Source organism: Caballeronia grimmiae (assembly GCF_000698555.1).
Taxonomy (GTDB): domain Bacteria; phylum Pseudomonadota; class Gammaproteobacteria; order Burkholderiales; family Burkholderiaceae; genus Caballeronia; species Caballeronia grimmiae.
The window spans coordinates 60667-82741 of sequence record NZ_JFHE01000022.1; the positions used below are offsets into that span (position 1 = coordinate 60667).

A 22075-nucleotide genomic window follows, 5' to 3' on the forward strand; every position below is an offset into this window, starting at 1 on the left:
ATCCTTTTTCAGCAGGGGCCTTTCCATGACGACTGTTTCGTCCCATCACCGCTTGACCGAAATCGCCGATCTTTCCGACGACGCGCCATCGCTGCGCGACATTCGCCACGACATCCATCGTCATCCGGAGCTGTCTTACGAAGAGACGCGCACCGCCGCGCTGGTCGCAAGCAAGCTCGAAGAGTGGGGATGGCAGGTGACGCGCGGCGTCGGCGGGACGGGCGTGGTCGGCACGCTGAAGGCGGGCGAGGGGACGAAGAGCATCGGCTTGCGCGCGGACATGGACGCGCTGCCGATCATCGAGCAGACCGGCAAGCCGTACGCCAGTGAAACGCACGGCAAGATGCACGCGTGCGGCCACGACGGGCATACGACGATGCTGCTCGGCGCTGCCCGTCATCTCGCGCGCACGCGCCGCTTCAACGGCACGGTGCATCTGTATTTCCAGCCGGCGGAAGAGCATGGCGTGCCGAGCGGCGCGCAACGGATGATCGAAGAGGGCCTGTTCGACCGCTTCCATTGCGATGCGGTCTTCGGCGTGCACAACCATCCCGGTGCGCAACCGGGCACGTTCCTGTTCCGCAAGGGGCCGTTCATGGCGGCGGGCGATCAGGTGTCGATCGTGATCGAAGGCGTCGGCGGGCATGCGGCGCGTCCGCATCTTTCGGTCGATCCGGTCGTCGTGACGGCGAGCATCGTGATGGCCTTGCAGACGATCGTCGCGCGCAACGTCGATCCGGCGCAACCGGCGGTCGTCACGGTCGGCTCGATGCACGCGGGCACGGTCAACAACGTCATTCCGAATCGCGCGACGCTCGAACTGTCGGTGCGTTCGTTCAGCCCGCAGGTCCGCGAGCTGCTGAAGCGGCGCATCGGCGAACTCGTGGAAGCGCAGGCCGCGAGTTACGGCGCGAAGGCGACGGTGTCGTATGTGGAAGGCTATCCGGTCGTCGTCAATTCGGATGCCGAAACGGAGTTTGCGGCGCAGGTGGCGCGCGAGCTGGTGGGGGAGGAGAACGTCGTCCCGCACGCGGATCTGCTGATGGGCAGCGAGGACTTCGCGTTCATGCTGCAGGAGCGGCCGGGGACGTTCCTGCGCATCGGCAACGGCGCGGGTGAGGACGGCTGCATGGTCCATAACCCGCATTACGACTTCAACGACAAGAATCTGCCAGTCGGCGCGGCGTACTGGGCGCGGCTGGTGGAGCGGTGGCTGGCAGCGTGAAACCGCTGCCGGCTCACCAGGCACCGATGCGCGAAACCGCTGCCGGCTCACCAGGCATCGATGCGTGAAACCGCTGCTGGCTCGGCAGGCACCGATGCGTGAAACCGCTGCGGGCTCGCCAGGCACCGATGCGTGAAACCGCTGCGGGCTCGCCAGGCACCGATGCGTGAAACCGCTGCGGGCTCGCCAGGCACCGATGCGTGAAACCGCTGCGGGCTCGCCAGGCACCGATGCGTGAAACCGCTGCGGGCTCGCCAGGCACCGATGCGTGAAACCGCTGCGGGCTCGCCAGGCACCGATGCGTGAAACCGCTGCGGGCTCGCCAGGCACCGATGCGTGAAACCGCTGCGGGCTCGCCAGGCACCGATGCGTGAAACCGCTGCGGGCTCGCCAGGCACCGATGCGTGAAACCGCTGCGGGCTCGCCAGGCACCGATGCGTGAAACCGCTGCGGGCTCGCCAGGCACCGATGCGTGAAACCGCTGCGGGCTCGCCAGGCACCGATGCGTGAAACCGCTGCGGGCTCGCCAGGCACCGATGCGTGAAACCGCTGCGGGCTCGCCAGGCACCGATGCGTGAGGCTCGCCGCCTCGCGCATCGTGCCGGTTGCATCAAGCGGGAAGCCTGAAACTCCCGATCGCCTCGCGCAGCCCGTCGGCCTGATCCTTCAGCGAATGCGCGGCGGCGGCGGCTTCTTCGACCAGCGCGGCATTCTGCTGCGTCACCTGATCCATCTCCACGACGGCACGATTCACCTGTTCGATGCCGGCGCTCTGCTCGCGCGACGCGTTGCTGATCTCGTCGAGAATTTCGTTCACGCGCCGCACCGACTGCACGATCTCGCCCATCGTCGCGCCCGCGTTCGAGACGAGCGACGCGCCTTCCCGCACCGTCTGCGTCGACGTTTCGATGAGCGCCTTGATCTCCTTGGCCGCCGTCGCCGACCGTTGCGCGAGGCTGCGCACTTCCGCCGCGACGACCGCGAAGCCGCGTCCCTGTTCGCCGGCGCGCGCCGCTTCGACGGCCGCATTGAGCGCGAGGATGTTGGTCTGGAACGCGATGCCGTCGATCACGCCGATGATGTCGCCGATCTGCTGCGAGCTTTCGGTGATGCGCGTCATCGTGTGGATCACGTCGTCGACCACGCCGCTGCCGCGCGTCGCCACGTCCGCCGCCTGCTCCGCGAGGCGCGCCGCTTGCGCCGCGCTCTCGGCGTTGTTCTTCACGTTCGCGGTCATTTCATCCATGCTCGACGCCGTCTGCACGAGCGCCGCCGCCTGTTGCTCGGTGCGTTGCGACAGGTCGGTGTTGCCCGCCGCGATTTCGGACGCGCCCACGTTGATGTTCTCGGTGCCGTTGCGCACGCGGGAGACGGTTTCCACGAGCCCGCGCTGCATCGTCGAAAGGGCGTGGAGAAGGCTCGTCGTATCGCCCGGACGCACGTCGACGGGCGCGGTCAGATCGCCGCCCGCGATGCGATGCGCCGCGCCGACCGCCAGTTCGAGTTCGCCGCCGAGATTGCGCTTGATGCTGCGCAGGACGACGAGCATCGCGACCGTTGCCGCCGCGCCGAGCAGCGCCGTGATGCCGAGCCAGCGGAGCGCGCTGGCGTAGAAGGCGCTCTCGACGTCGTTCATGTACATGCCGGTGACGACGTACCAGTCCCACGGCGCGAACCGCTGCGCATAGGAGAGCTTCGGCACCGGCTTGTCGCTGCCCGGCTTCGACCAGAGATAGCTGACGAAGCCGCCGCCCGGCTGATCGCCCGCCTTGACGATGTCGACGAACAGGCGGTTGCCCGCCGGATCGGTGTAGGACGCGAGGTTCTGGCCGATCATCGCGGGCTTGATGGGGTGCATGACCATCGTCGGACGCGAATCGTTGATGGACACATAGCCGTCCGTGCCGTAGCGGATCGCGCCGACGGCTTCGAGCGCGCGCTTTTTCGCGTCGTCCTGGGTGAGCGTCTTGTTGGCCGCGAGCGCCGCATAATGCGACACGATCGCATGCGCTTCGCCGACGAGCGATTTGAGTTGTTCCCTGCGGTCGTCGATCATCGACGTCCGGTTCTGCCACGCCCCGATCACGCCGATGGCAATCAGGCCGATCCACAGCACTGCGATCAGCGAGCCGAGCTTTCTGTTGAGGGTCATTCCGTTCATGTGTGCGCCCGCTCTTCCGTTACGTGACCTTGCCGTCACGTTTGTGTGTCACGTTGTCTTGTGGTGTATCGACGATGCGACGGCGTGCGCCGCCGCATGGCTGCTTTACGGCGCAAGGCGGGCGGGATTGAGACGGGGAATACCCGATGGGAAGCGGGCAGGCGGGCGGCGCGCGCTCAGAAACGATGTATCGGGTCCTTGTCCGGCGGCGCGTCGGGATGCTGCGGTTCATCCGGACGATGCCCCGGCGACGGCGGCGTGAGCGGATCGGCTTCCGGATCGCGGTTCGGATCCGCGATCGGATCAGGGACGGGACTGGTCTGCATGTCGTATTTCATCGTGGCTCCCGCAAAAAAATCAGACCGCGTCGTGTGCGGCTGGCATGTGCAGCGTGAAAGGACGGCCGGGATGCGCGTGCTCCACGTCGGAGAGTTCGGCGCGGGCGCGGCTGGCGATCGCGTCGGTGGCGGTGTCGCGCGGATGTTCGTCCAGCACGATATGCGGCGTGCCCAGCGCGCGCGCCACGGCGACGGGCGAGGGCGCGGTGGCATCGTCGGAAAGCAGGAGTTGCGCATCGGCGATCAGGCGCGGCAGCGTGCGCGGCGCAACGGCGCCCGCCAGAAAGAGCGCGGCGGTCTGCATTGCGCCGAGCACGCCGGCGGTGCGCTCGGGATCGGGCGCGTCGCCGATGATCGCGATCTGCCAGCCGTCGGCGGCAAGCTGGTCGGCCACATCGGCGTATTGTTCGGCGGCCCACGCGGGCGCGTCGTGGTGACTGCCCGGGTGAATCAGCACCAGCCGCTCCCGTTCGATGCCGTGAAACGCGACGAGCGCGTTGTATTGCGCGTCGGACAGCGCATCGTCGGAGGGCGGCGCGCACGGCGAATCCGGGATCAGCCCTGGGGCGAGCGGCCGTTCGGGAGACAACGCATCGGCTAACGGGAAAAACGGATTGGCTCGCATCCTGACTCCTGCAATTGGCGTGGCCTCGTGTTGCGCATTGCAACTGCGCGAGACGGGCGGATTGGAGGCATAGGAAGCAGCACGCGTCGTGCCTATCGATTTCGGTGTCGGATGTCGGTATTGAAGGCGGCGGACAAACGATCGTCAAGGCAAAGGCGGCGGTTCGTCGTGCGAGCCGCATCAAAAAGGAAACCGCCGCCCTGCGCGAGGCAGGAGCGGCGGTTTTTGAGGCAGTCTTGGTAGCTGTCTTGGCGGCGGCGAAATCGCCGCGGCTCAGGTTTCCGGATTGCCGTCTTCCGCCGGCAGCGCCTTCGGCGTGAACGCTTCCGCGCGGCGGCGGATGCCGTCGACTTCGCCGGTCACGAAGGTGCGATTGTCGGCAGCGAGCGCGTTCTGATACGACGCGCCTTCCGGCACACGATGCAGCAACGCGCGTAATTCGCCCTGCGTGGTCTGCTCGACCGGCTCGTAGTCGTAAAGCGCGAGCATCAGCTCGGCGCGCTCGTGCAGCAGAAAGAGACACGATGCGAACACCGCGACGCCCAGCACTTCCTGGAGACCGAAGCTGTATTCGTGCGGCACCGGCGAGAATGGCAGGCCCGCGACAAAGGCCGCGCCCACGATCGCCAGCGCGATGGTCGCTTTGAGAAACAGGCCGGCGCGCGCAATCAGGCGCTCCCGTTCGCTATGCAGTTGCCCGGCCGATTTCGGCACGAGCGCGGTCAGGGCGTGTTGCTGGCGAAGAGCTTCTAGCGGCAGAGCGGCCATGTAAGTATCGTCTCGACGAATATGCGCAAATACGCGCGACATCGGTTCAACGCACGGCTTACACGATCGTTGACGAGGCTTTCGTTTTGTTGCGTCCTGTTTCCTGCTGTTGCATTTGCCGATGGCGCACATTCAGCCGGTGCGGTCCTTCACGGGCGTACGCACCGTCGCGGTGCCGTCCGCGATCTGCTGCGCGAACACGAGCGCCTCGACGATGGTCCCGAACACTTCCTCGCGCACCTTGTCATCGGCCAGGCGCAGCAGATACGACGGATGATAGGTCGGCACGACGATGCGCCCCTTGTGCTCGATCGTCTTGCCGAGATACTCCGACAACGCCATGCGATGCCCCGTCACCGCCTTCAGCGCCGTCGCCCCGAGCGCGACGACCACCTTCGGCGCAATGCGCGCCAGCTCTTCGTCGAGCCAGTAGCGGCACGCCTCGCGCTCGCGCTGCGACGGCGTCACGAGCGGGCGTTCCCGGCCTTCGCCGCCTTGCTCCGCGTGCTCGTCCCACTTGAAATGCTTCACCGCGTTCGTCAGATACAGCGATTCGCGCGTCAACTGCGCCTCGCGGATGGCGTCGTCGAGCAATTTGCCCGCTGCGCCGACGAACGGCTTGCCCTCGCGGTCCTCCTGGTCGCCCGGCTGCTCGCCGACCAGCATGACGCGCGCATCCGCCGCGCCCGTGCCCGGCACGGCCTGCGTGGCGTTGCGCCAGAGCGAGCAGCGCTTGCACGCGTCGAGCGAGGGCGGCGCCTTGAGCGACGTGCCCTTGAGCGGCTCCAAGTCGGTATTGAGCGCCACTTCCATGTCGTCCGGCACGTTGCGCGGATGACGGTCGCGCCGCGTGTAAGGGTCCGCGCGGGCGATCAGCGCGGGATCGGCGCGCTCGTTCGGCGGACTCTTCCAGTACCGCACCGGCATGTGCGACGCCATTTCGGCGGCGTTTTCCTGCGCCGGCGCGAAAGTGCTCTCGTAATAGGCGAGCCACAACGCCTCGATGGCGTCGCCGCTGACCGCTTCGCCGCTCATGGAGTCGGCGCTCACGCCGAAATCCATCGGTTTCTCTTCCGGCTCGCTCGTGCGGTCCACGCGCAGCAGCGCGCCGTCCCAGAAGGCCGCGCCGTGCGGCGTGGCGATCATCCAGGTGGCGCTGCCCATGCGCGTGGCGAAGTGCATGGCGGCGTGTTCCAGCAGGTCATGCACCGGTTCGCACCAGCTAATGAACTCCGGCGGCCCGAGCGACGCATCCCGATGCCGAAAGCGCAGCGTCGCGCGCATCTTGCCTTCTTCGGCCTGCACCGCTTCGATCATGCGATGCAGCCGATGCCCGTCCGCATCTTCCAGCGACGCGACCGCGCGATCGCCCTGCGTCCAGCGCCACAGCACCTTGTAGAGAAACGGCCAGCGATCCGGCGCGCGGTAACACGCAGCCGTCTCCAGCATGACCAGCAACTCGCGGGCGATCTTGACCGGCTTGGGCGCGTTCGGGTCTGCCGGGCCGCAAGGCGCAGCAATGGTGCCGAACACCGTGGCCGACGCGGCGGATTCGCGCCAGAGCACGTCTTGCGGCGGCACGCCCTCCGTGACGAGGGAACGCGCGACGGTGCGCCATGCAGCGAACGATGGGTCGAGGATGACGCTTTTCATCGAAAACCGGAACCAGAAAAGGCTGAAAAGTACTGTATATCCATACAGTATTCTAGCGATGGCTCCTGCTTCGCGGCAACTTTTTTGGGATGATCGTGCCCTTTACTGCGTCACGGGGTCTTAGCTCCGTGGCAAGTCGCTTGGCAAATCCACGTCGCGCAAGACGTTCGGATCGTCGACCTCGACGATGAGCGGCGTCACTCTGGCGAGGATGCCGCGTGCGCCGGCATCGCCATCGAGCGAGGCGAGCGCATCGCGATGCACGCTGCCGAAGCCAACCGGATGCCCGCGCGTGCCGCGATAGTACGGCGCGACGAGTTCCGCGCCGGCATCGAGGGCGCGCGCGACTGCTTCGATCGTCGCGGGTTCGATCCACGGCATGTCGCCGAGCGCGACGATCCAGCCGCCGGCATCGGGCGTTGCGCGCACGGCGGCGGCGAGCGTCGCGCCCATGCCGCGCCCGGCGTCGGCGCTGACGATGACCTTGCAGCCCGCTTCGTCCAGCACGCCGGCGAGCGTTTCCGCGCCGGGCCGCACGATCGCGACGACTTCCGCCGCCACGGCCAGCAGCCGCCGCGCCGACTGAACGGCAACCGGCACGCCGCCCGGCAGCGGAGCCAGCAGCTTGTTTTGAACGCCGGATGGGTCGAAGCGGGTACCGAGGCCCGCCGCCAGCAGAATGCCGGTCGCGTTCGACGAATAGGTCATCGCGCTCGTCGTGGATGAGGAAGGAAGCCGATTGTGCAGCGCGTGGAAGGCGGCGGCAACCGCCTTCCACGCCTTACGCCACGTTCGAGCCCATCACCTTGTCGAGCGTGAGCGGCAGGTCGCGCACCCGCACGCCGGTCGCGTGATGCACCGCATTCGCGAGCGCCCCGGCCACGCCGGTAATGCCGATTTCGCCGATTCCCCGCGCTCCAAGCGGATTGATATGCGGGTCCGGCTGTCCGACGAACGAAATGTCGAGCAAGCCGATATCGGCATTCACGGGTACGTGGTACTCCGCGAGATTCGCGTTGGTGTAACGCCCGTAACGCACGTCGAGATCGCTCTTCTCCAGGAGCGCCGAGCCGACGCCCCACACGATGCCGCCCATCAACTGGCTGTGCGCCGTTTTCTCGTTGATGAGCGTCCCCACGTCGTACACGCCGACGATGCGCGGCACGCGGATCGTGCCGAGGTCGGCATCGACATGCACTTCCGCGAAGACCGCGCCGAACGAGTGAAACGAGTACTGCTTCTTCTCGTCGCCGGGGCGCGCGGTGGCGATCGCCTCGATCGGCTTGCCGCCGTTGCGGGCGATGACCGCCGCGGCCGGATCGCGTTTATCCGGCGCCGATACGCTCACGACCCAGCCGTTGCTCACGGTCACGTCCTCCTGCGCGAGTCCCGCGACGGGCGAGCCGCGATCGGCGATGGCCATCGCGATGAGCTGATCGCGCGCCTGTTTCGACGCCGCCTGCACCGCTGGCGATACGCTCGCCGCCGATTGCGAACCGCCCGACACCGGCGCTTTCGGCAGCGACGAATCGCCGAGCGCGAAGCGCACGTAATCGAGCGGAAAGCCGAGCGCGTCGGCCGCGACCTGCGTCATGATCGTGTACGTGCCGGTGCCAAGATCCTGCGTGCCGGAGGCGACCATCGCGGTGCCGTCGGGCAGGATGCGCGCAATCGCCGACGCCTCGCTGCGGTTCGCCGGATACGTCGCCGTCGCCATGCCCCAGCCGACGAGCGTGTTGCCTTCGCGCATCGAACGCGGCGCGGCGCTGCGCCTGCTCCAGCCGAATTTGTCGGCGCCTGCGCGATAACACTCCAGCAGCGCCTTGCTCGACCACGGCTTTTTGTCCTGCGGCTCCATGTCCGCGTAATTCTTGATGCGCAACGCGAGCGGGTCCATGCCGAGCCGATACGCCATCTCGTCCATCGCCGATTCGAGCGCGAACGAGCCGCTCGTCTCGCCCGGCGCGCGCATGAAGGTCGGCGTGCCGACATCGAGCTTGACGAGCCTGTGCGAGGTCGATTGATTAGGCACCGCGTACATCATCCGCGTGACGATGGCCGAGCTTTCCGTCCAGTCCTCGAACGTCGATGTCGTCGCTATCACGTCGTGACGCATGCCGGTCATGGTTCCGTCGGGGCGGGCGCTCACCTGAATGCGCTGCTCGGTGAACGGCCGGTTGCCGACCATGCCGAACATCTGCGGCCGGTCGAGCACGAGCTTGACGGGCCGGCCCGTCTGCTTCGACGCCATCGCCGCGAGCACGACATGCGACCACGCCGAGCCCTTGCAGCCGAAGCCGCCGCCGACGAACGGGCAGATCACGCGCACGTCGTCGTCGCGCATGCCGAAGAACTTGGCGACCGCGCTCCGCGTGCCGGAGACGCCCTGCGTCGAGTCGTAGAGCGTGAGCTTCGGGCCGTCCCAGCGCGCGAGCGTCGCATGCGGCTCCATCGGATTGTGATGCTCGTTCGGCGTCGTGTAGACCGCGTCCAGGCGCGCTGGTCCCTGCCGCAGACCGGCATCGACGTCGCCGCGCCGGGTCGTGATCGCGCGGCCCATCATCTTTTCCGGCTGATACGCCGAGCCTTTCGCGCGCTCGAAATCCGCGTTCGGCATCGCGGCTTCGTAGCGGATGTCGACGAAACGCGCCGCGCCTCGCGCCTGTTCGAGCGTTTCGGCGACGACGACCGCGACCGGCTCGTTGCTGTAGCGCACGTCGTTGGTTTGCAGCAGCGTGAGCTTGCGCACGGCGGGCGGCTGCGCGTCGGGCACGCCGCCGTTCGGCAGGCGCATCGCGTTCTGATGCGTCATGACGAGCAGCACGCCGGGCATCGCCTGGGCGCGCGCCGTATCGATCGATGCGATACGCCCCTTCGCCACCGTGCTCGTGATGAGCACCGCATGCGCGAGCTTCGCCTCGCTGTTGTCGCCCGAATAGCGCGCCTGGCCGGTCACCTTGAGCACGCCGTCGGTGCGATCGAGTGGTTGTCCAATGACACTCATGCTGCACCTCCTGCCTGTTCGACGGCGCGTACGATCGCCCGCTGCGCGAGCGTCACCTTGAATGCGTTGTCGCGCCGCGGTTTCGCGCCCTGCACGGCGAGCGCGGCGGCGTTTTGCAGCGTGCTTCTGTCGAGCGTCCTGCCGACGAGCGCCGCTTCCGTCGCCTTCGCGCGCCACGGCTTGTGCGCGACGCCGCCCAGCGCGATGCGCGCGCTCTTCACCGTGTTGCCATCCATCTGCAACGCCGCCGCGACCGATACCAGCGCGAACGCATAGCTCGCCCGGTCGCGCACCTTCAGATACTTCGAGTGCGCGGCGAAGAGCGGCGGCGGCAGATCGACGGACGTGATCAGTTCGCCCGGCAAGAGCGTCGTGTCGAGATCGGGCCGGTCACCCGGCAGCCGATGAAACTGCGCGAACGGAATCGTCCGTTCGCCATCCCGGCCGCTGACGCGCACGACCGCATCGAGCGCCGCGAGCGCCACGTTCATGTCGGATGGATTCGTCGCGATGCACTGATCGTTTGCGCCGAGAATCGCGTGAATGCGCGTGTTGCCTTCGAGCGCCGCGCATCCGCTGCCGGGCTTGCGCTTGTTGCACTGGGGAAAGGCGGTGTCGTAGAAGTAGTAGCAGCGCGTGCGCTGCATCAGATTGCCGCCGACCGTCGCCATGTTGCGCAACTGCGCCGACGCCCCCGCGAGAAACGCCTGCGACAGCAGCGGATAACGCTCGCGCACCCAGGCGTGATTCGCGGCATCGCTGTTGCGCACGAGTGCGCCGATGCGCAGGCCGCCGTCCGGCAGCGCCGTGATCGTGTCGAGCCCGCCGATATGCGTGATATCGACGAGTCTCACGGGCCGCGCGACGCCGCCCTTCATCAGGTCGAGCAGGTTCGTTCCGCCGCCGATGAACACCGTGCCCGGCTGGCTGGCCGCCTGAATCGCCGAGCCGATGTCGGCCGCGCGCTGATAGGAAATCGCGTCCATGTTCGCCTCCTCAGCTGCGCGTCGAAGCGACGATCTTCACCGCCGCCACGATGTTCGGATACGCACCGCAGCGGCAGATGTTGCCGCTCATGCGCTCGCGGATTTCATCGTCGGAGAGTTGCGGCGGGCGATAGCGCACGTCGGCGGTTGCGGCGCTGGCGTCGCCGGCGCGGTATTCGTCGATGAGCGCGGTCGCCGAGCACAACTGGCCCGGCGTGCAGTAGCCGCACTGGAACGCGTCCTTCTCGATGAACGCCTGCTGAAGCGGGCTCAGGGTGTCGGCGGCGGGCGCGAGGCCTTCGACCGTCGTCACCGATTCGCCTTCGTGCATCACGGCGAGCGTGAGGCACGAGTTGATGCGCCGCCCGCCCACGATTACCGTGCACGCGCCGCACTGGCCGCGATCGCAGCCTTTCTTCGTGCCGGTGAGGCCGGCGTATTCGCGCAGCGCGTCGAGCAGGGTCGTGCGCGCTTCGACATGCAGTTCGTGCGGATGACCGTTGATGGTCAGCTTGACGGGCATCGTCGGTGCTGCGGAAGGCGGCATCGGCGCGGATGCGCTGGCATTCGTATCGGCCTGTTGCGCATGGGCGAGCGGCGCGGCGGTTACGGCCGCCGCCGCTGCGGCCGATTGCAGAAAGCGCCTGCGCGCGGGCTTTTGAGCCGCGTCGTCGAGGCCGGGGGATGGCTTGTTGATAGGGGACATGGCGAAAGAAGGCTCCTCGCTCGTTCGGAAGGGCGCCGTGCGGCTCGAGTCTTCATGGGGCTGTCCGCTCGCGGCCGATTGCGACGGATCGGGCGCGAGCGCCGGTGCTCGAGTGCGCGGAGAGGCACGTTGGCGCGGGAAAGTGGCCGTTCGGCAACTGTAAGGGAACCGAACGGTCGTCCACCCGCAACGGACTCTACAGCAAGCACAGTGCCATACGGCGAGGCGTCGGACGTGCGCTCATGGCATCGGGGCGCGCAAAAGCCCGTATGTGCCAGCGAAAACCGGCTGGACGGTCATGCGACTGTTTCTGAAATCGGTCCGGCATCAAGCACACTTTGTGACGTTGGGACCATCGCGAGTCGCTCAAAATTGCATGGTCATCGCCAGATCGTCAGACGCGACGCAGTGCCGCCCGGGCATTCTTTCAAACTTCGAAGCTCTCCATCATGTCCCTCGATCTCTTTCAGCGCGCCTTGCAGCAGTATTCGATGAATCGACATGCCGACGCCTGGGCCATCCTGTCGCCACTGATCGATTGTCCGCAGCCTGATGCCGAGGCGCTTAATCTTGCCGGAGCGTGTGCGTGCGCGATGCACCGCGCAGAGCAGGCGCAAATGCTGTGGGAGCGCGCGATCGAGCAGCATCCGCAGCACGCCGGCGTCCACAACAATCTCGGCAATCTGTACGAGCAGCTCGGGCGGCTGCCGGAAGCGGCAGCGATGTTTCGGCGCGCGCTCGAACTGGACCCCGATTCCCCCGCGGTGCATTACAACCTCGGCAACGTGCTGGCAAAGCTGGAGCGCATCCCGGACGCGGAGCAGTCGCTGCGCCGGGCGCTCGAACTGAAGCCGGATCTCGTCGCGGCGCATTACAGCCTCGGCAAGCTGCTAATGATGCTTGCGTGCTTCGACGAGGCGCAGCAGCATTTCGACATTGCGATTGAAGCGCGCCCGGACTGGGCCGACGCTCACTTCAACCTCGGCAAGACGTTTGCCGCCCGGCAGCGCCACGGCGAAGCTGAACACGCGTTTCGCGCGGCCATCGAAAGCAATCCGCGCCTGATGATGGCGTATCAGAGTCTGGTCGAAGTGCTCCAGACGCAGGGACGCTTCGCGGACCTGGAAGGCGTGTATCGCCGTCTGACGGAGCATGCACCCGAGTTTGCGGCGGCGAATTGCAACCTGGGGCAGGTGATCGCTCAGGTCACGGCGCTCGCCGGACTCGAACGCCTCGACGAGGCGGAAGCGGCGTACCGCCGCGCGATCGCCGTTCAGCCGGATTATGTGCCGGCGCACATCGCGCTCGGCAACCTGCTGAAAGAAAGCGAGGCGCGTGCGGACGAGATGCTCGCGGCATTCCGGCGTGCGGTGGAGCTCGACCCGGCTTCGGCGCGGGCCAGGATGAACCTGGCTGGCGGGCTGCTGCGCGTCGGGAAGTACGCCGAAGCCTGGCCGTTGTGGGAAGCCCGGTACGACGAAACGTGGCCGGAGCACCCCATTCCAGTGCCCGACCTGCCGTGGCCGCAATGGCGCGGCGAGCCGCTCGCCGGCAAATCGCTATTCGTGATCCACGAACAGGGATTCGGCGATACCTTCCAGTTCTGCCGCTTTCTGCCGATGCTGAGGTCGCAGGGGCTTTCGACGCTGTCGGTTGTATGGTCCGAGGACGACCCGCTGCTTGCCTCTGTCGGTGGCGTCGACGCCTGCGTGAGCACCGACGCGCTACACACCCTGCCGTCGCCCGACTACTGGTGTTTCATGATGAGCCTGCCGGGGCTCCTTGGCATCACGTTCGAGACGGTTCCCAACACCACGCCCTATCTTGCGGTGGCGGACGCGCGCATCGAACACTGGCGCAGCCGCTTGCCGGCGGGGGTGCCGAAGATCGGCATCGCGGCAATGAGTGAACCGCGTGCATCGCCGCTCGACGCGCGGCGATGGGTTAGCGCGCAGACCTGCATTCCGTTGCTCGGCCTGCCGGGCGTGCGCTTCGTCAATCTGCAGAAGGCGCCGATCGCGCGTGCGCAATACGATGTCCTGCCGCCGCCGCTGCGACCGCTCGACCTGATGGGCGACGTGCGCGACTTCTCCGATACGGCCGCGATCATCGCGTCGCTCGACGTGGTCATCGCCGCGGACACCTCGGTCGCCCATCTCGCGGGCGCGCTCGGCAAGCCCGTGTGGATGCTGCTGGGCTCCAATCCATGCTGGCGCTGGGGAATCAGCGGCGAAAGGACGGTTTGGTATCCGAAAGCGCGCCTGTTTCGTCAGACCAGACCGAACGAGTGGGGTGATGTGATTGCGCGTGTCGCCGATGCGTTGACCGATTGGCGGGACCGGAACGCATCGGCCGACGCCGGCGACGGGCCGCCCATCACGCCTCGCTCTCCATGATCTTGTCGATCCACTGAGCATTCTCGCCCGCCGATCCGATGCCCGCGTGCCGCGCCATCGGCACGAAGAAATGCATTGCGATCGGCAGTTTCGAGCGTTCGAGCCAGTTCGTCAGATGCGCTTCGAGCCGCCTGCCCGGTGCTTTCAGTTCTTCGCGCAGCACGGGGGGCAGCTTCTCGAAGTGACGCATGTCGATCTGATACGGCTCGGGCGCGACGCACAGCGCATTCGGACGGCCATCGACATCGACGGGAAGGCGCTCCAGCGCCTGATGCAGCAGTGCGACACCGAGTCCTTCGCCGCGCCACGGCTTGCGCACTTCCCACATGCTGATATAGATCACGCGATGCGTGCTGTAGACGTCGCACAGACGCGCCTGCCCCAGCGCTTCCGTCGATGCCAGCGCGAGCGACAGCATCTCGCCCGAATACGTGTCGAGCGTATAGACGAGATCGGCGCTGCTTGTGAGCGGCGGCACTTTCACGAGCTTCAGTTCCACCGCCGCCGCGACCGTATCGCTGCCCGCCTCGTGAAACACGGCGAACGCGGTGCCGAGCCGCTCGTCGTCGACTTGCGGATACTCGTGGCGATACGTCATCGTGAACAGGAACGGGCCGATCTTCTCGCGATACGCGAGCGGCCGGTCCACGTCGTAATCGTCGGTGCCGACGAGACCGTAGGGATCGTAATCGCGCTTCTCGCGGCGCTCGCCGTTTTCCATCGCCGATGCGAGCGCGGCGAGCGGGCGGCGCGACTCCGGCACGAGATCCTCGGGCAAGCCTTCCCACGACAGACGCAGGAATTCGCGACCGCCGCGATAGTGCGTTTCGAACAGCGACAGAAGCGGCTCGCCCGCGACGGGATCGAGAATGCGCTGCGCGCATTCGAGTGCGCGGTCGAGCAGCTGATCGGCTTCGGCGGGATCGGGCGCGAGCGGCGGCTCGTCGGCGTCGGGCACGGCGGGCAGGCCGCGCGCCGCGCGTTCCTTGTGCGCGAGTTCGAGCCATTCGTCGGCGGCGCGCTCGGCGATGAATCCCGCCGCGATGCGATAGCCCGGCAGCACGATGGACTGCCCGGTGTCGCCCAGCGGAAACACGTACTCGTCGGACATGGCTTCGTCGACGGTCGTTCCGTGGAACGTTTCGCGCGGCAACGCAGCGCCCGCCGCCGAATCGAAACGTTGATGCGAGAGCACGTGCGCGGCGAGATCGGACGCCGCGGGACCGAACTCGGAACCCGGTCCGGGAAGAAGCTTCAGAAGGGATAACGTGCTGCTGCCTGCGTTGCCCGATGTCGTCATGAGTGCCGCCTCCGATCGTGAAGGGCTATCGTAGCAAACCGTGCGGCGATGCAGGAACCTCGCATGGCGGTGCAGCCGCGCGCCGGGCGGGCGCGTGATGTGCTTGCCGCGTGAGGACGTCGACTTCGACTTCGATTACGGAGAGCGCATGAACAACGAGATCCATGAAGGCGGCTGCGCGTGCGGAGCGTTTCGTTTCCGGGCGAGCGGCAAGCCGCGACGCGTTTCGCTGTGTCACTGCATGACATGCCGCCGCGTGCACGGCTCGGCGTTCGGCGCCTATGCGATCTTCGCGCGCGATGACGTCGAGATGAGCGGGCGGCTCGAAACCTGGCGCAGTTCCGAAGAAGGGCGGCGGCATTTCTGCCCGGTGTGCGGATCGGTGGCGTATATGGAATATGCGAGCCACCCCGAAGTGGACCTGCCGCTCGGCGCGTTCGACCAGACCGGCATCTTCGAGCCTGTTTACGAACTGTGGTGCACGCACCGCGAGCCGTGGCTGCCCGCCGGCGTGCGCACCGAGTATCCGGAAGACCGGCCCAAATGAGCGCGGCGGGCGGACGCATCCGCATCGGCATTTCCGGCTGGCGTTATGCGGGCTGGCGCGGCGTGTTTTATCCGAAGAAGCTGGCGCAGGCGCGCGAACTCGAATTTGCGTCGCGGGCCGTGCAGACGGTCGAGATCAACGGCTCGCACTATTCGCTGCAGACGCTGTCGAGCTATCGCGCGTGGCATGACGCCACGCCTGCGGACTTCGTGTTCAGCGTGAAAGGGCCGCGCTATCTGACGCACATGCTGCGCTTTCGCGACGAGACGGCGATACCCGCGAGCGCCAACTTTTTCGCCTCGGGCGTGCTCGCGCTCGGCGACAAGCTCGGGCCGTTCCTGTGGCAGTTCCCGCCCAACTTCAGCTTCAAGCCGGAATCGTTCGAACGCTTTCTGCAGCTTCTTCCGAAAGACACCCACGCGGCCGCCGCGCTCGCGCAGCAGCACGATACGCGCGTCAAGGAACCATGGTGCGAACCGGGCCGCAAGCGGGCGCTTCGGCACGCGGTCGAGATACGCCATCACAGCTTCTGCTCCGATGCCTTCATCCGGCTCCTGCGCAAATACGGTGCGGCGCTCGTCGTCTCCGATTCGGTCGCCGACTGGCCTTACGCCGAAGACCTGACTTCCGACTTCGTCTATATGCGTCTGCACGGAACCGAGACGCTCTACGGCGGCGCCTATTCCGACGAGGCGCTCGACGGCTGGGCGCGGCGCATCGAGCGCTGGGCGGCGGGCGGGCAGATCGAAGATGCGAAGCTCATCGCATCGGCTGCAGCGCGCCGCCGCGCATCGCGCGACGTGTACTGCTACTTCGACAACGACCAGAAAGTGCAGGCGCCTTTCGATGCCCGCCGCCTGATGGAGCGCCTCGGCATCACGCTGGAGAACAGCGCGTCAGCGTGAATCGACCGGGACACGCATTGTCTCGAGACAGCGGCATGCTTCATCACACGGTCCCGGCGATTGCATTCGCGTCAGGAAAATAAGACGATAAGCAGCGTGCGTCGCGCAACAAAGAATGCGCGAAGCGCGCGCCGGATGCGCGACAAGCGACAGGATCGGGAACCTCTGAATAGCCTGCAAGGAGCATCGATACCATGGCGAAGCAACCGGTGAGCGGCACGGACAAAATCCATCCCGAAGGCGCGAAGTGCATCGGCGATTGCGATCCCGGCGAACAGATCGAAGTCGTCGTGATGTTGCGGCGTAAGGACGCCGAAGGCTTTCGCCAGATGATGGCGCGCATCGACGCGGGCGAGGCCCCCGCGCAATCCGTCTCGCGCGAAGATTTCGACAAGCGCTTCGGCGCATCGGACGAAGACGTGAAGAAGGTCACGCAGTTCGCCGCGCAATACGGCCTCTCGGTCGTGCGCGCGGACCCCAGCACGCGCAGCGTCGTGCTGAAGGGCAGCATCGAAGCGTTTCAGAAGGCTTTCGATGTGAAACTCGAACGCTTTCAGCATCACAACATCGGCGAGTATCGCGGGCGCGCGGGTCCGGTCAACGTGCCCGACGACATCCACGACGCCGTCACCGCCGTGCTCGGCCTCGACAGCAAGCCGCAGGCGCGGCCGCATTTCCGCTTCCGTCCGCCGTTCACGCCGTTGCGCGCGGTGGCGCAGACCTCGTTTTCGCCGGTCGATCTCGCGCGTCTCTACGACTTCCCGGAAAGCGACGGCGCGGGCGAATGCATCGCGATCATCGAACTGGGCGGCGGCTATCGCGAGAGCGATCTTTCGGCGTACTTCTCGAAGCTCGGCGTCAAGGCGCCGACCGTCGTCGCAATCGGCGTGGACCGCGCGAAGAATGCGCCGACCGGCAATCCGAACGGTCCGGACGGCGAAGTGACGCTCGATATCGAAATCGCGGGCGCGGTTGCGCCGGGCGCGCGCATCGCCGTGTACTTCGCGCCGAACAGCGACGCCGGTTTCGTCGACGCCGTCAATCGCGCGATCCACGACAACACGAACAAGCCGTCGGTCGTGTCGATCAGCTGGGGCGGGGCGGAATCGAACTGGTCGTCGCAGTCGATGAGCGCGTTCAACGACGTGCTGCAAAGCGCGGCTGCGCTCGGCGTGACGGTGTGCGCGGCGTCGGGCGACAGCGGCTCGTCGGACGGCGTCGGCGATGACGCCGATCACGTCGACTTCCCGGCATCCAGCCCATACGTGCTCGGCTGCGGCGGCACGAGCGTCGCCGCCACGGCGCACGGCATCACGCACGAAGTCGTCTGGAACGACGGCGATCAGGGCGGCGCGGGCGGCGGCGGAGTGAGCGGCGCGTTCGCGCTGCCCGTGTGGCAGAAGGGCTTGCAAGTCGCGCGGGCCGGTGGCCGAAAGGTCGCGTTGAGCAAACGCGGCGTGCCCGATGTGGCCGGCGACGCATCGCCGCTCACCGGCTACGAAGTGCTGATCGATGGCGACGATACGGTCGTCGGCGGCACGAGCGCCGTCGCGCCGCTTTGGGCCGCGCTGATCGCGCGCATCAACGCAATCCACGGCTCGCCGTCGGGCTTCGTCAATCCGAAGCTCTACAAGGCAAAGGCCGCGTGCCGCGACATCACCGAAGGCAACAACGGCGGCTTTGCCGCGGCGCCGGGATGGGACGCCTGCACGGGGCTCGGCAGTCCGGACGGCGCGAAGATCGCCGCGGCGCTTGCGCCGGCCCGGCAAGCACAAGTTGAGGAAAGTCAGTGAACAACAACCACGACGACGATTCGGGAGCGACCACGATGAACTCCGATCCACTGGAAATGAAGCGCATTCCCGCCACGGGAACGGGCGTCGCGCCCGACCCGGGCGGCATCAAGGAGCCGCCTGCGGCAGAGGAGCATGCAGCAAAGGCCCCCGCGAAAAGCGCGGGGAAGAAGCATCGGCAGGACCAGCCGTATTTCGATTCCGTCGCGTACGGCAACGGCCCCGACGATTCCATCGACCCGAGCGAAGCCGACGAAAACGCCGCGATCACGCATCACACGGTGACGGTCGGCGGCGAGAAGATCGCGTACACGGCGACCGTCGGCCATCTCGTGACGGTCGATCCGAGCAGTTCGAAGCCCGACGCGAAAATGTTCTATGTCGCGTTCACCAAGGACGGCGCGAAGGAGGAAGCGCGCCCGCTCACGTTCTTTTATAACGGCGGGCCGGGCTCGTCGTCGGTATTCGTGCTGCTCGGCTCGTTCGCGCCGCGCCGCATCAAGACCTCGATGCCGGGCTTCACGCCGCCCGCGCCGTACGAGATGGAGGACAACCCCGACAGCCTGCTCGACAAGAGCGATCTGATCTTCATCAATCCGGTCGGCACGGGCTATTCGGCTGCGATCGCGCCGAACAAGAATCGCGATTTCTGGGGCGTCGATCAGGACGCGGATTCCATCAAGCAGTTCATCAAGCGGTATCTGACGAAGAACAACCGCTGGAATTCGCCGAAGTTCCTGTTCGGGGAGTCGTATGGCACCGCGCGTAGTTGCGTGCTCGCGTACCGGCTGCACGAGGATGGCGTCGATCTGAACGGCATCACGCTGCAATCGTCGATTCTCGATTACGCGCAGGCGGGCAATCCCGTCGGCGCGCTGCCGACCGCCGCCGCCGATGCGTGGTATCACAAGAAGCTCGGCGTGCATCCGACGCCGCCGAATCTGCTCAACTTCATGGAGGAAGTGGCGGAATTCGCGCGCACGGATTACCTGAACGCGCTGCGCAAGTTCCCCCAGACGGACGATGAAGTGGTGGAGAAGCTCGCGGAGTTCACGGGCATCGACAAGGTGACGCTGCTTGCGTGGAGCCTCGATATCGCCGCTTATGACAGCCGGGGCAATTCGCTTTTCCTGACGACGCTGCTGAAGTCGAAGGGCGAGGCGCTCGGTTCCTACGATGGCCGCGTGACGGCGATATCGACGGGCATCGCGGGCAAGATCGATCCGAACTCGGGCGGCAACGATCCGACCATGACGGCGGTCAGCGGCGTCTACACGTCGATGTGGAACAGCTATCTCAACGAGCAGTTGAAGTTCACGTCGACCTCGTCGTTCACGGATCTCAACGATCAGGCGTTCGTCAACTGGGATTTCAAGCACACCGATCCGACCGGCGCGCAGAAGGGCGTCGATTCGAAGGGCGACATCGTGCTCTACACGGCCGGCGATCTGGCCGCGGTGATGGCGCTCAACGTCGATCTGAAGGTGCTCGCCGCGAACGGCATGTACGACTTCGTGACGCCTTTCTACCAGACGATCCTCGACCTTCAGCAGATGCCGCTCATCGACAAGACCGTGCGGCAGAACCTCTCGGCGACGTTCTATCCGTCGGGGCACATGGTCTATCTCGACGGCGGCTCGCGCACGCAACTGAAGGCGGACCTCGCGAAGATGTACCAGGAGGCGACGTCGAACCATGCTGCGATGAACCGCATCATCATGTTGCAGAAGACGACGGCGGACAAGATCGGCGCGGCGCTTTCGCCCGCGAACGCCGAGCAGTAGCGGCGCGCGTTTCGCGGCCGGCAACGAGTCGTGAAGGGCGCGCCGTCGTGTCCGATTGGCGCGCCCCTCTGTTTCTGACACACTAGCTGCACCGCCCGAACGAGGGGTGCAGCGTTGTTCAATTCAGCAAAGCCCGGATGCGTCGGGCGTCTCCCGCGCTTGTTGCGCTGCCTGTCGATGATCGCGTGGCTCTTCGTCTGCTCAGCGGCCACGGCCACGGCCGCGAGCTCGCAGGCGCACGCGCCGCAGCGTCTCGTGATCGGCGCGGTGCCCGGCATGGTCCCGCCGTTCGACATGGCGGATACCGTGACCAGTCCGAACGCGGAGCCGCGCGGCATCTCCGTCGAGTTCGCTCAGGCGGTCGCGGGTTCGCTCGGCATGCAGCTGCAATGGCGGTTCTATCGGGATCGCACCGCGCTGACCGGCGCGCTCGCACGCGGCGAAATCGACATGGCCACCGGCGCGACCGGCGAGGACAGCGGCCCCGCGCTCGCGCTTTCGCGCCCCTATATGCCGACGCAAATGGTGCTCGTCGAGCCGCTCGACAAGCGCGCGCCGACATATCGCATTGCATACGTGGATGCGCAGACCTCGCGGGTGCGGCTTCAGGCCGCGTATCCGTCGATGGCGCCCGCCGCGTATTCCGGAACCGTCGCGGCGCTGCTGGCCGTCTCGCTCGGTGAAGCCGACCTTTTCGTCGGGGACATGACCGCCGTCGCGTACGCGATCGGGCACCTCGATCTTCCGGGACTCGTCGTCACCGGCGCGGCGCCCTTCGAAGAAGGCGGCTACAGCTTCCTGTTCGCGTCGGGGCGGTCCGGCGCCGATGCATTGCGCCAGCGTGTCGATGCCGCGCTGGCCTCGCTCCCGCCGCGTGTGATGATCGTCGCTCGGGCGCGCTGGGATGCCGCGATGACCGCGATATCGGCCGAACATCCGCTGCAACTGACGCCCGAAGAGAAGGCGTGGGTCGCGACGCATCCGATCGTCTATTACTCGATGTTCGCGCACGCGCCGCCGCTGATCTTTCGCGACGCGCAAGGCGAGCCCGCCGGCCTGGTGCCCGATCTGCTCGCGGCGATATCGGGCGTTTCGGGGCTGCGCTTCGAAGGACGAATGCGCAAGGACGCCGCGCAGATCGACCGCGACCTTCAGAGCGGCGCGTCCGTGCTGCTGCCGTTCGGCATGGCGCGCAGTTACGCCGACCGCAACCTCGTGCCGACCGTGCCGTTCGGCGACGGGCTCATCGCCATCGTCACGCGGGCGGACGCTCCGCCGCTGCAGGGCGCCGCCGCGCTCGCGGGCAAGCGCCTCGCGTTGCCATCGGAGTATCCGGCGCGCCTGCTGATGCGCCAGCTCGCGCCGACGACCAGCGTCGTCCAGACGAGTCCGATCGAGGGGCAGTTGCAAGCCGTCGCGAACGGCCAGGCCGACGCGACGATCATGGACATGAAGCTCGCGAGCTATGCGATCGGCAATCCTTATCGCGGCAAGCTCGCGATCAGCGGCGTGCTGTCGGCGAGGCCGTCGCCGCATGTGCTGCTCGTCGCTCGCGATCAGCCCGTGCTGCTCGGCATCCTGAACCGCGCGATCGCCGCGCTGCCGCCCTACGAACTGGAAGCGATCCACGCGCGCTGGAAACTCGATGAGCATCCCGAAGCATTGTGGGAGCGCCGGCTGCCGCAGATCGAACTGGCTGCGTCGCTCGGCGGGGCGCTCGTGATCCTGCTCGCGGGATGGGCAGTGTCACTGCGCGTGCAGATCACGCGCCGGATTGCCGCCGAAAACGCGATGCGCGCCGCGAAGGAGGAAGCCGAAACGGCGAACCGCGCCAAGTCGACTTTTCTCGCGACGATGAGCCATGAAATCCGCACGCCGATGAAT

General features: G+C 66.6%; 17 protein-coding genes. 7 read left to right on the top strand and 10 right to left on the bottom strand.

The window, feature by feature from the left end:
* The first annotated feature begins 25 nt into the window (after window positions 1-25).
* Window positions 26-1225 (top strand): M20 aminoacylase family protein, encoded by a 1200-nt coding sequence (locus BG57_RS20340; protein WP_035967552.1) that lies wholly within the window; start codon window positions 26-28, stop codon window positions 1223-1225.
* Window positions 1226-1835: 610 nt separating this feature from the next.
* Here the strand turns inward: BG57_RS20340 and BG57_RS20345 are convergent.
* The 9 genes from BG57_RS20345 to BG57_RS20380 form a co-directional block, all read right to left on the bottom strand.
* Window positions 1836-3377 (bottom strand): methyl-accepting chemotaxis protein, encoded by a 1542-nt coding sequence (locus BG57_RS20345; RefSeq protein ID WP_035967586.1) that lies wholly within the window; start codon window positions 3375-3377, stop codon window positions 1836-1838.
* A gap of 185 nt (window positions 3378-3562) precedes the next feature.
* A complete protein-coding gene (locus BG57_RS33365) occupies window positions 3563-3724 on the bottom strand; it encodes a hypothetical protein (RefSeq protein WP_167569267.1) in 162 nt (53 codons plus the stop codon).
* 19 nt (window positions 3725-3743) lie between these two features.
* Window positions 3744-4349, bottom strand: coding sequence for a glycosyltransferase family 9 protein (locus BG57_RS20350; protein WP_035967553.1), 606 nt, complete (start codon window positions 4347-4349; stop codon window positions 3744-3746).
* Window positions 4350-4622: 273 nt separating this feature from the next.
* Window positions 4623-5117, bottom strand: coding sequence for a hypothetical protein (locus BG57_RS20355; RefSeq protein ID WP_035967554.1), 495 nt, complete (start codon window positions 5115-5117; stop codon window positions 4623-4625).
* A 132-nt stretch (window positions 5118-5249) separates the two neighbouring features.
* Complete coding sequence (locus BG57_RS20360; RefSeq protein ID WP_035967555.1) at window positions 5250-6770, bottom strand: UdgX family uracil-DNA binding protein; 1521 nt, start codon at window positions 6768-6770, stop codon at window positions 5250-5252.
* A gap of 120 nt (window positions 6771-6890) precedes the next feature.
* Window positions 6891-7478 carry a nucleotidyltransferase family protein gene (locus tag BG57_RS20365; RefSeq protein WP_035967556.1) on the bottom strand — a complete coding sequence of 196 codons (588 nt, stop codon included), beginning with the start codon at window positions 7476-7478 and terminating at the stop codon, window positions 6891-6893.
* A gap of 73 nt (window positions 7479-7551) precedes the next feature.
* Window positions 7552-9774: a xanthine dehydrogenase family protein molybdopterin-binding subunit gene (locus tag BG57_RS20370; protein ID WP_035967557.1), complete on the bottom strand. Its 2223-nt coding sequence runs from the start codon at window positions 9772-9774 to the stop codon at window positions 7552-7554.
* Window positions 9771-10760 (bottom strand): FAD binding domain-containing protein, encoded by a 990-nt coding sequence (locus BG57_RS20375; protein ID WP_035967558.1) that lies wholly within the window; start codon window positions 10758-10760, stop codon window positions 9771-9773. The genes BG57_RS20370 and BG57_RS20375 overlap by 4 nt, the downstream gene beginning before the upstream one ends.
* A 10-nt stretch (window positions 10761-10770) precedes the next feature.
* The gene (locus tag BG57_RS20380; protein ID WP_035967559.1) at window positions 10771-11466 is read right to left on the bottom strand and encodes a 2Fe-2S iron-sulfur cluster-binding protein; all 696 of its coding nucleotides are present in this window, start codon (window positions 11464-11466) and stop codon (window positions 10771-10773) included.
* 449 nt (window positions 11467-11915) lie between these two features.
* On the opposite strand from BG57_RS20380, the gene BG57_RS20385 reads away from it, so the two are divergent.
* Complete coding sequence (locus BG57_RS20385; RefSeq protein WP_052005910.1) at window positions 11916-13862, top strand: tetratricopeptide repeat protein; 1947 nt, start codon at window positions 11916-11918, stop codon at window positions 13860-13862.
* On the opposite strand, the gene BG57_RS20390 is transcribed toward BG57_RS20385, so the two are convergent.
* Window positions 13843-15162 (bottom strand): GNAT family N-acetyltransferase, encoded by a 1320-nt coding sequence (locus tag BG57_RS20390; protein ID WP_035967560.1) that lies wholly within the window; start codon window positions 15160-15162, stop codon window positions 13843-13845. The genes BG57_RS20385 and BG57_RS20390 overlap by 20 nt on opposite strands.
* Before the next feature lie 148 nt (window positions 15163-15310).
* Here BG57_RS20390 and BG57_RS20395 point away from each other — a divergent pair, with 148 nt between their 5' ends.
* The 5 genes from BG57_RS20395 to BG57_RS20415 all read left to right on the top strand — a co-directional run.
* Complete coding sequence (locus BG57_RS20395; protein WP_035967590.1) at window positions 15311-15709, top strand: GFA family protein; 399 nt, start codon at window positions 15311-15313, stop codon at window positions 15707-15709.
* Window positions 15706-16614: a DUF72 domain-containing protein gene (locus tag BG57_RS20400; protein WP_035967561.1), complete on the top strand. Its 909-nt coding sequence runs from the start codon at window positions 15706-15708 to the stop codon at window positions 16612-16614. Before BG57_RS20395 ends, BG57_RS20400 begins: the two co-directional genes overlap by 4 nt.
* Before the next feature lie 194 nt (window positions 16615-16808).
* Window positions 16809-18407, top strand: coding sequence for a S53 family peptidase (locus BG57_RS20405; RefSeq protein ID WP_035967562.1), 1599 nt, complete (start codon window positions 16809-16811; stop codon window positions 18405-18407).
* A 35-nt stretch (window positions 18408-18442) separates the two neighbouring features.
* Window positions 18443-20191, top strand: coding sequence for a S10 family peptidase (locus BG57_RS20410; protein WP_174447238.1), 1749 nt, complete (start codon window positions 18443-18445; stop codon window positions 20189-20191).
* A gap of 114 nt (window positions 20192-20305) precedes the next feature.
* A partial coding sequence (locus BG57_RS20415) for a transporter substrate-binding domain-containing protein (RefSeq protein ID WP_152562645.1) occupies window positions 20306-22075 on the top strand: 1770 nt, incomplete at its 3' end.

Excerpts from the sequence above, each read along its gene's own strand:
- BG57_RS20340 (WP_035967552.1), top strand. The coding sequence starts at position 26 with ATGACGACTGTTTCGTCCCATCACCGCTTGACCGAAATCGCCGATCTT.
- BG57_RS20345 (WP_035967586.1), bottom strand. The coding sequence starts at position 3,377 with ATGACCCTCAACAGAAAGCTCGGCTCGCTGATCGCAGTGCTGTGGATC.
- BG57_RS33365 (WP_167569267.1), bottom strand. The coding sequence starts at position 3,724 with ATGAAATACGACATGCAGACCAGTCCCGTCCCTGATCCGATCGCGGAT.
- BG57_RS20350 (WP_035967553.1), bottom strand. The coding sequence starts at position 4,349 with ATGCGAGCCAATCCGTTTTTCCCGTTAGCCGATGCGTTGTCTCCCGAA.
- BG57_RS20355 (WP_035967554.1), bottom strand. The coding sequence starts at position 5,117 with ATGGCCGCTCTGCCGCTAGAAGCTCTTCGCCAGCAACACGCCCTGACC.
- BG57_RS20360 (WP_035967555.1), bottom strand. The coding sequence starts at position 6,770 with ATGAAAAGCGTCATCCTCGACCCATCGTTCGCTGCATGGCGCACCGTC.
- BG57_RS20365 (WP_035967556.1), bottom strand. The coding sequence starts at position 7,478 with ATGACCTATTCGTCGAACGCGACCGGCATTCTGCTGGCGGCGGGCCTC.
- BG57_RS20370 (WP_035967557.1), bottom strand. The coding sequence starts at position 9,774 with ATGAGTGTCATTGGACAACCACTCGATCGCACCGACGGCGTGCTCAAG.
- BG57_RS20375 (WP_035967558.1), bottom strand. The coding sequence starts at position 10,760 with ATGGACGCGATTTCCTATCAGCGCGCGGCCGACATCGGCTCGGCGATT.
- BG57_RS20380 (WP_035967559.1), bottom strand. The coding sequence starts at position 11,466 with ATGTCCCCTATCAACAAGCCATCCCCCGGCCTCGACGACGCGGCTCAA.
- BG57_RS20385 (WP_052005910.1), top strand. The coding sequence starts at position 11,916 with ATGTCCCTCGATCTCTTTCAGCGCGCCTTGCAGCAGTATTCGATGAAT.
- BG57_RS20390 (WP_035967560.1), bottom strand. The coding sequence starts at position 15,162 with ATGACGACATCGGGCAACGCAGGCAGCAGCACGTTATCCCTTCTGAAG.
- BG57_RS20395 (WP_035967590.1), top strand. The coding sequence starts at position 15,311 with ATGAACAACGAGATCCATGAAGGCGGCTGCGCGTGCGGAGCGTTTCGT.
- BG57_RS20400 (WP_035967561.1), top strand. The coding sequence starts at position 15,706 with ATGAGCGCGGCGGGCGGACGCATCCGCATCGGCATTTCCGGCTGGCGT.
- BG57_RS20405 (WP_035967562.1), top strand. The coding sequence starts at position 16,809 with ATGGCGAAGCAACCGGTGAGCGGCACGGACAAAATCCATCCCGAAGGC.
- BG57_RS20410 (WP_174447238.1), top strand. The coding sequence starts at position 18,443 with ATGAACTCCGATCCACTGGAAATGAAGCGCATTCCCGCCACGGGAACG.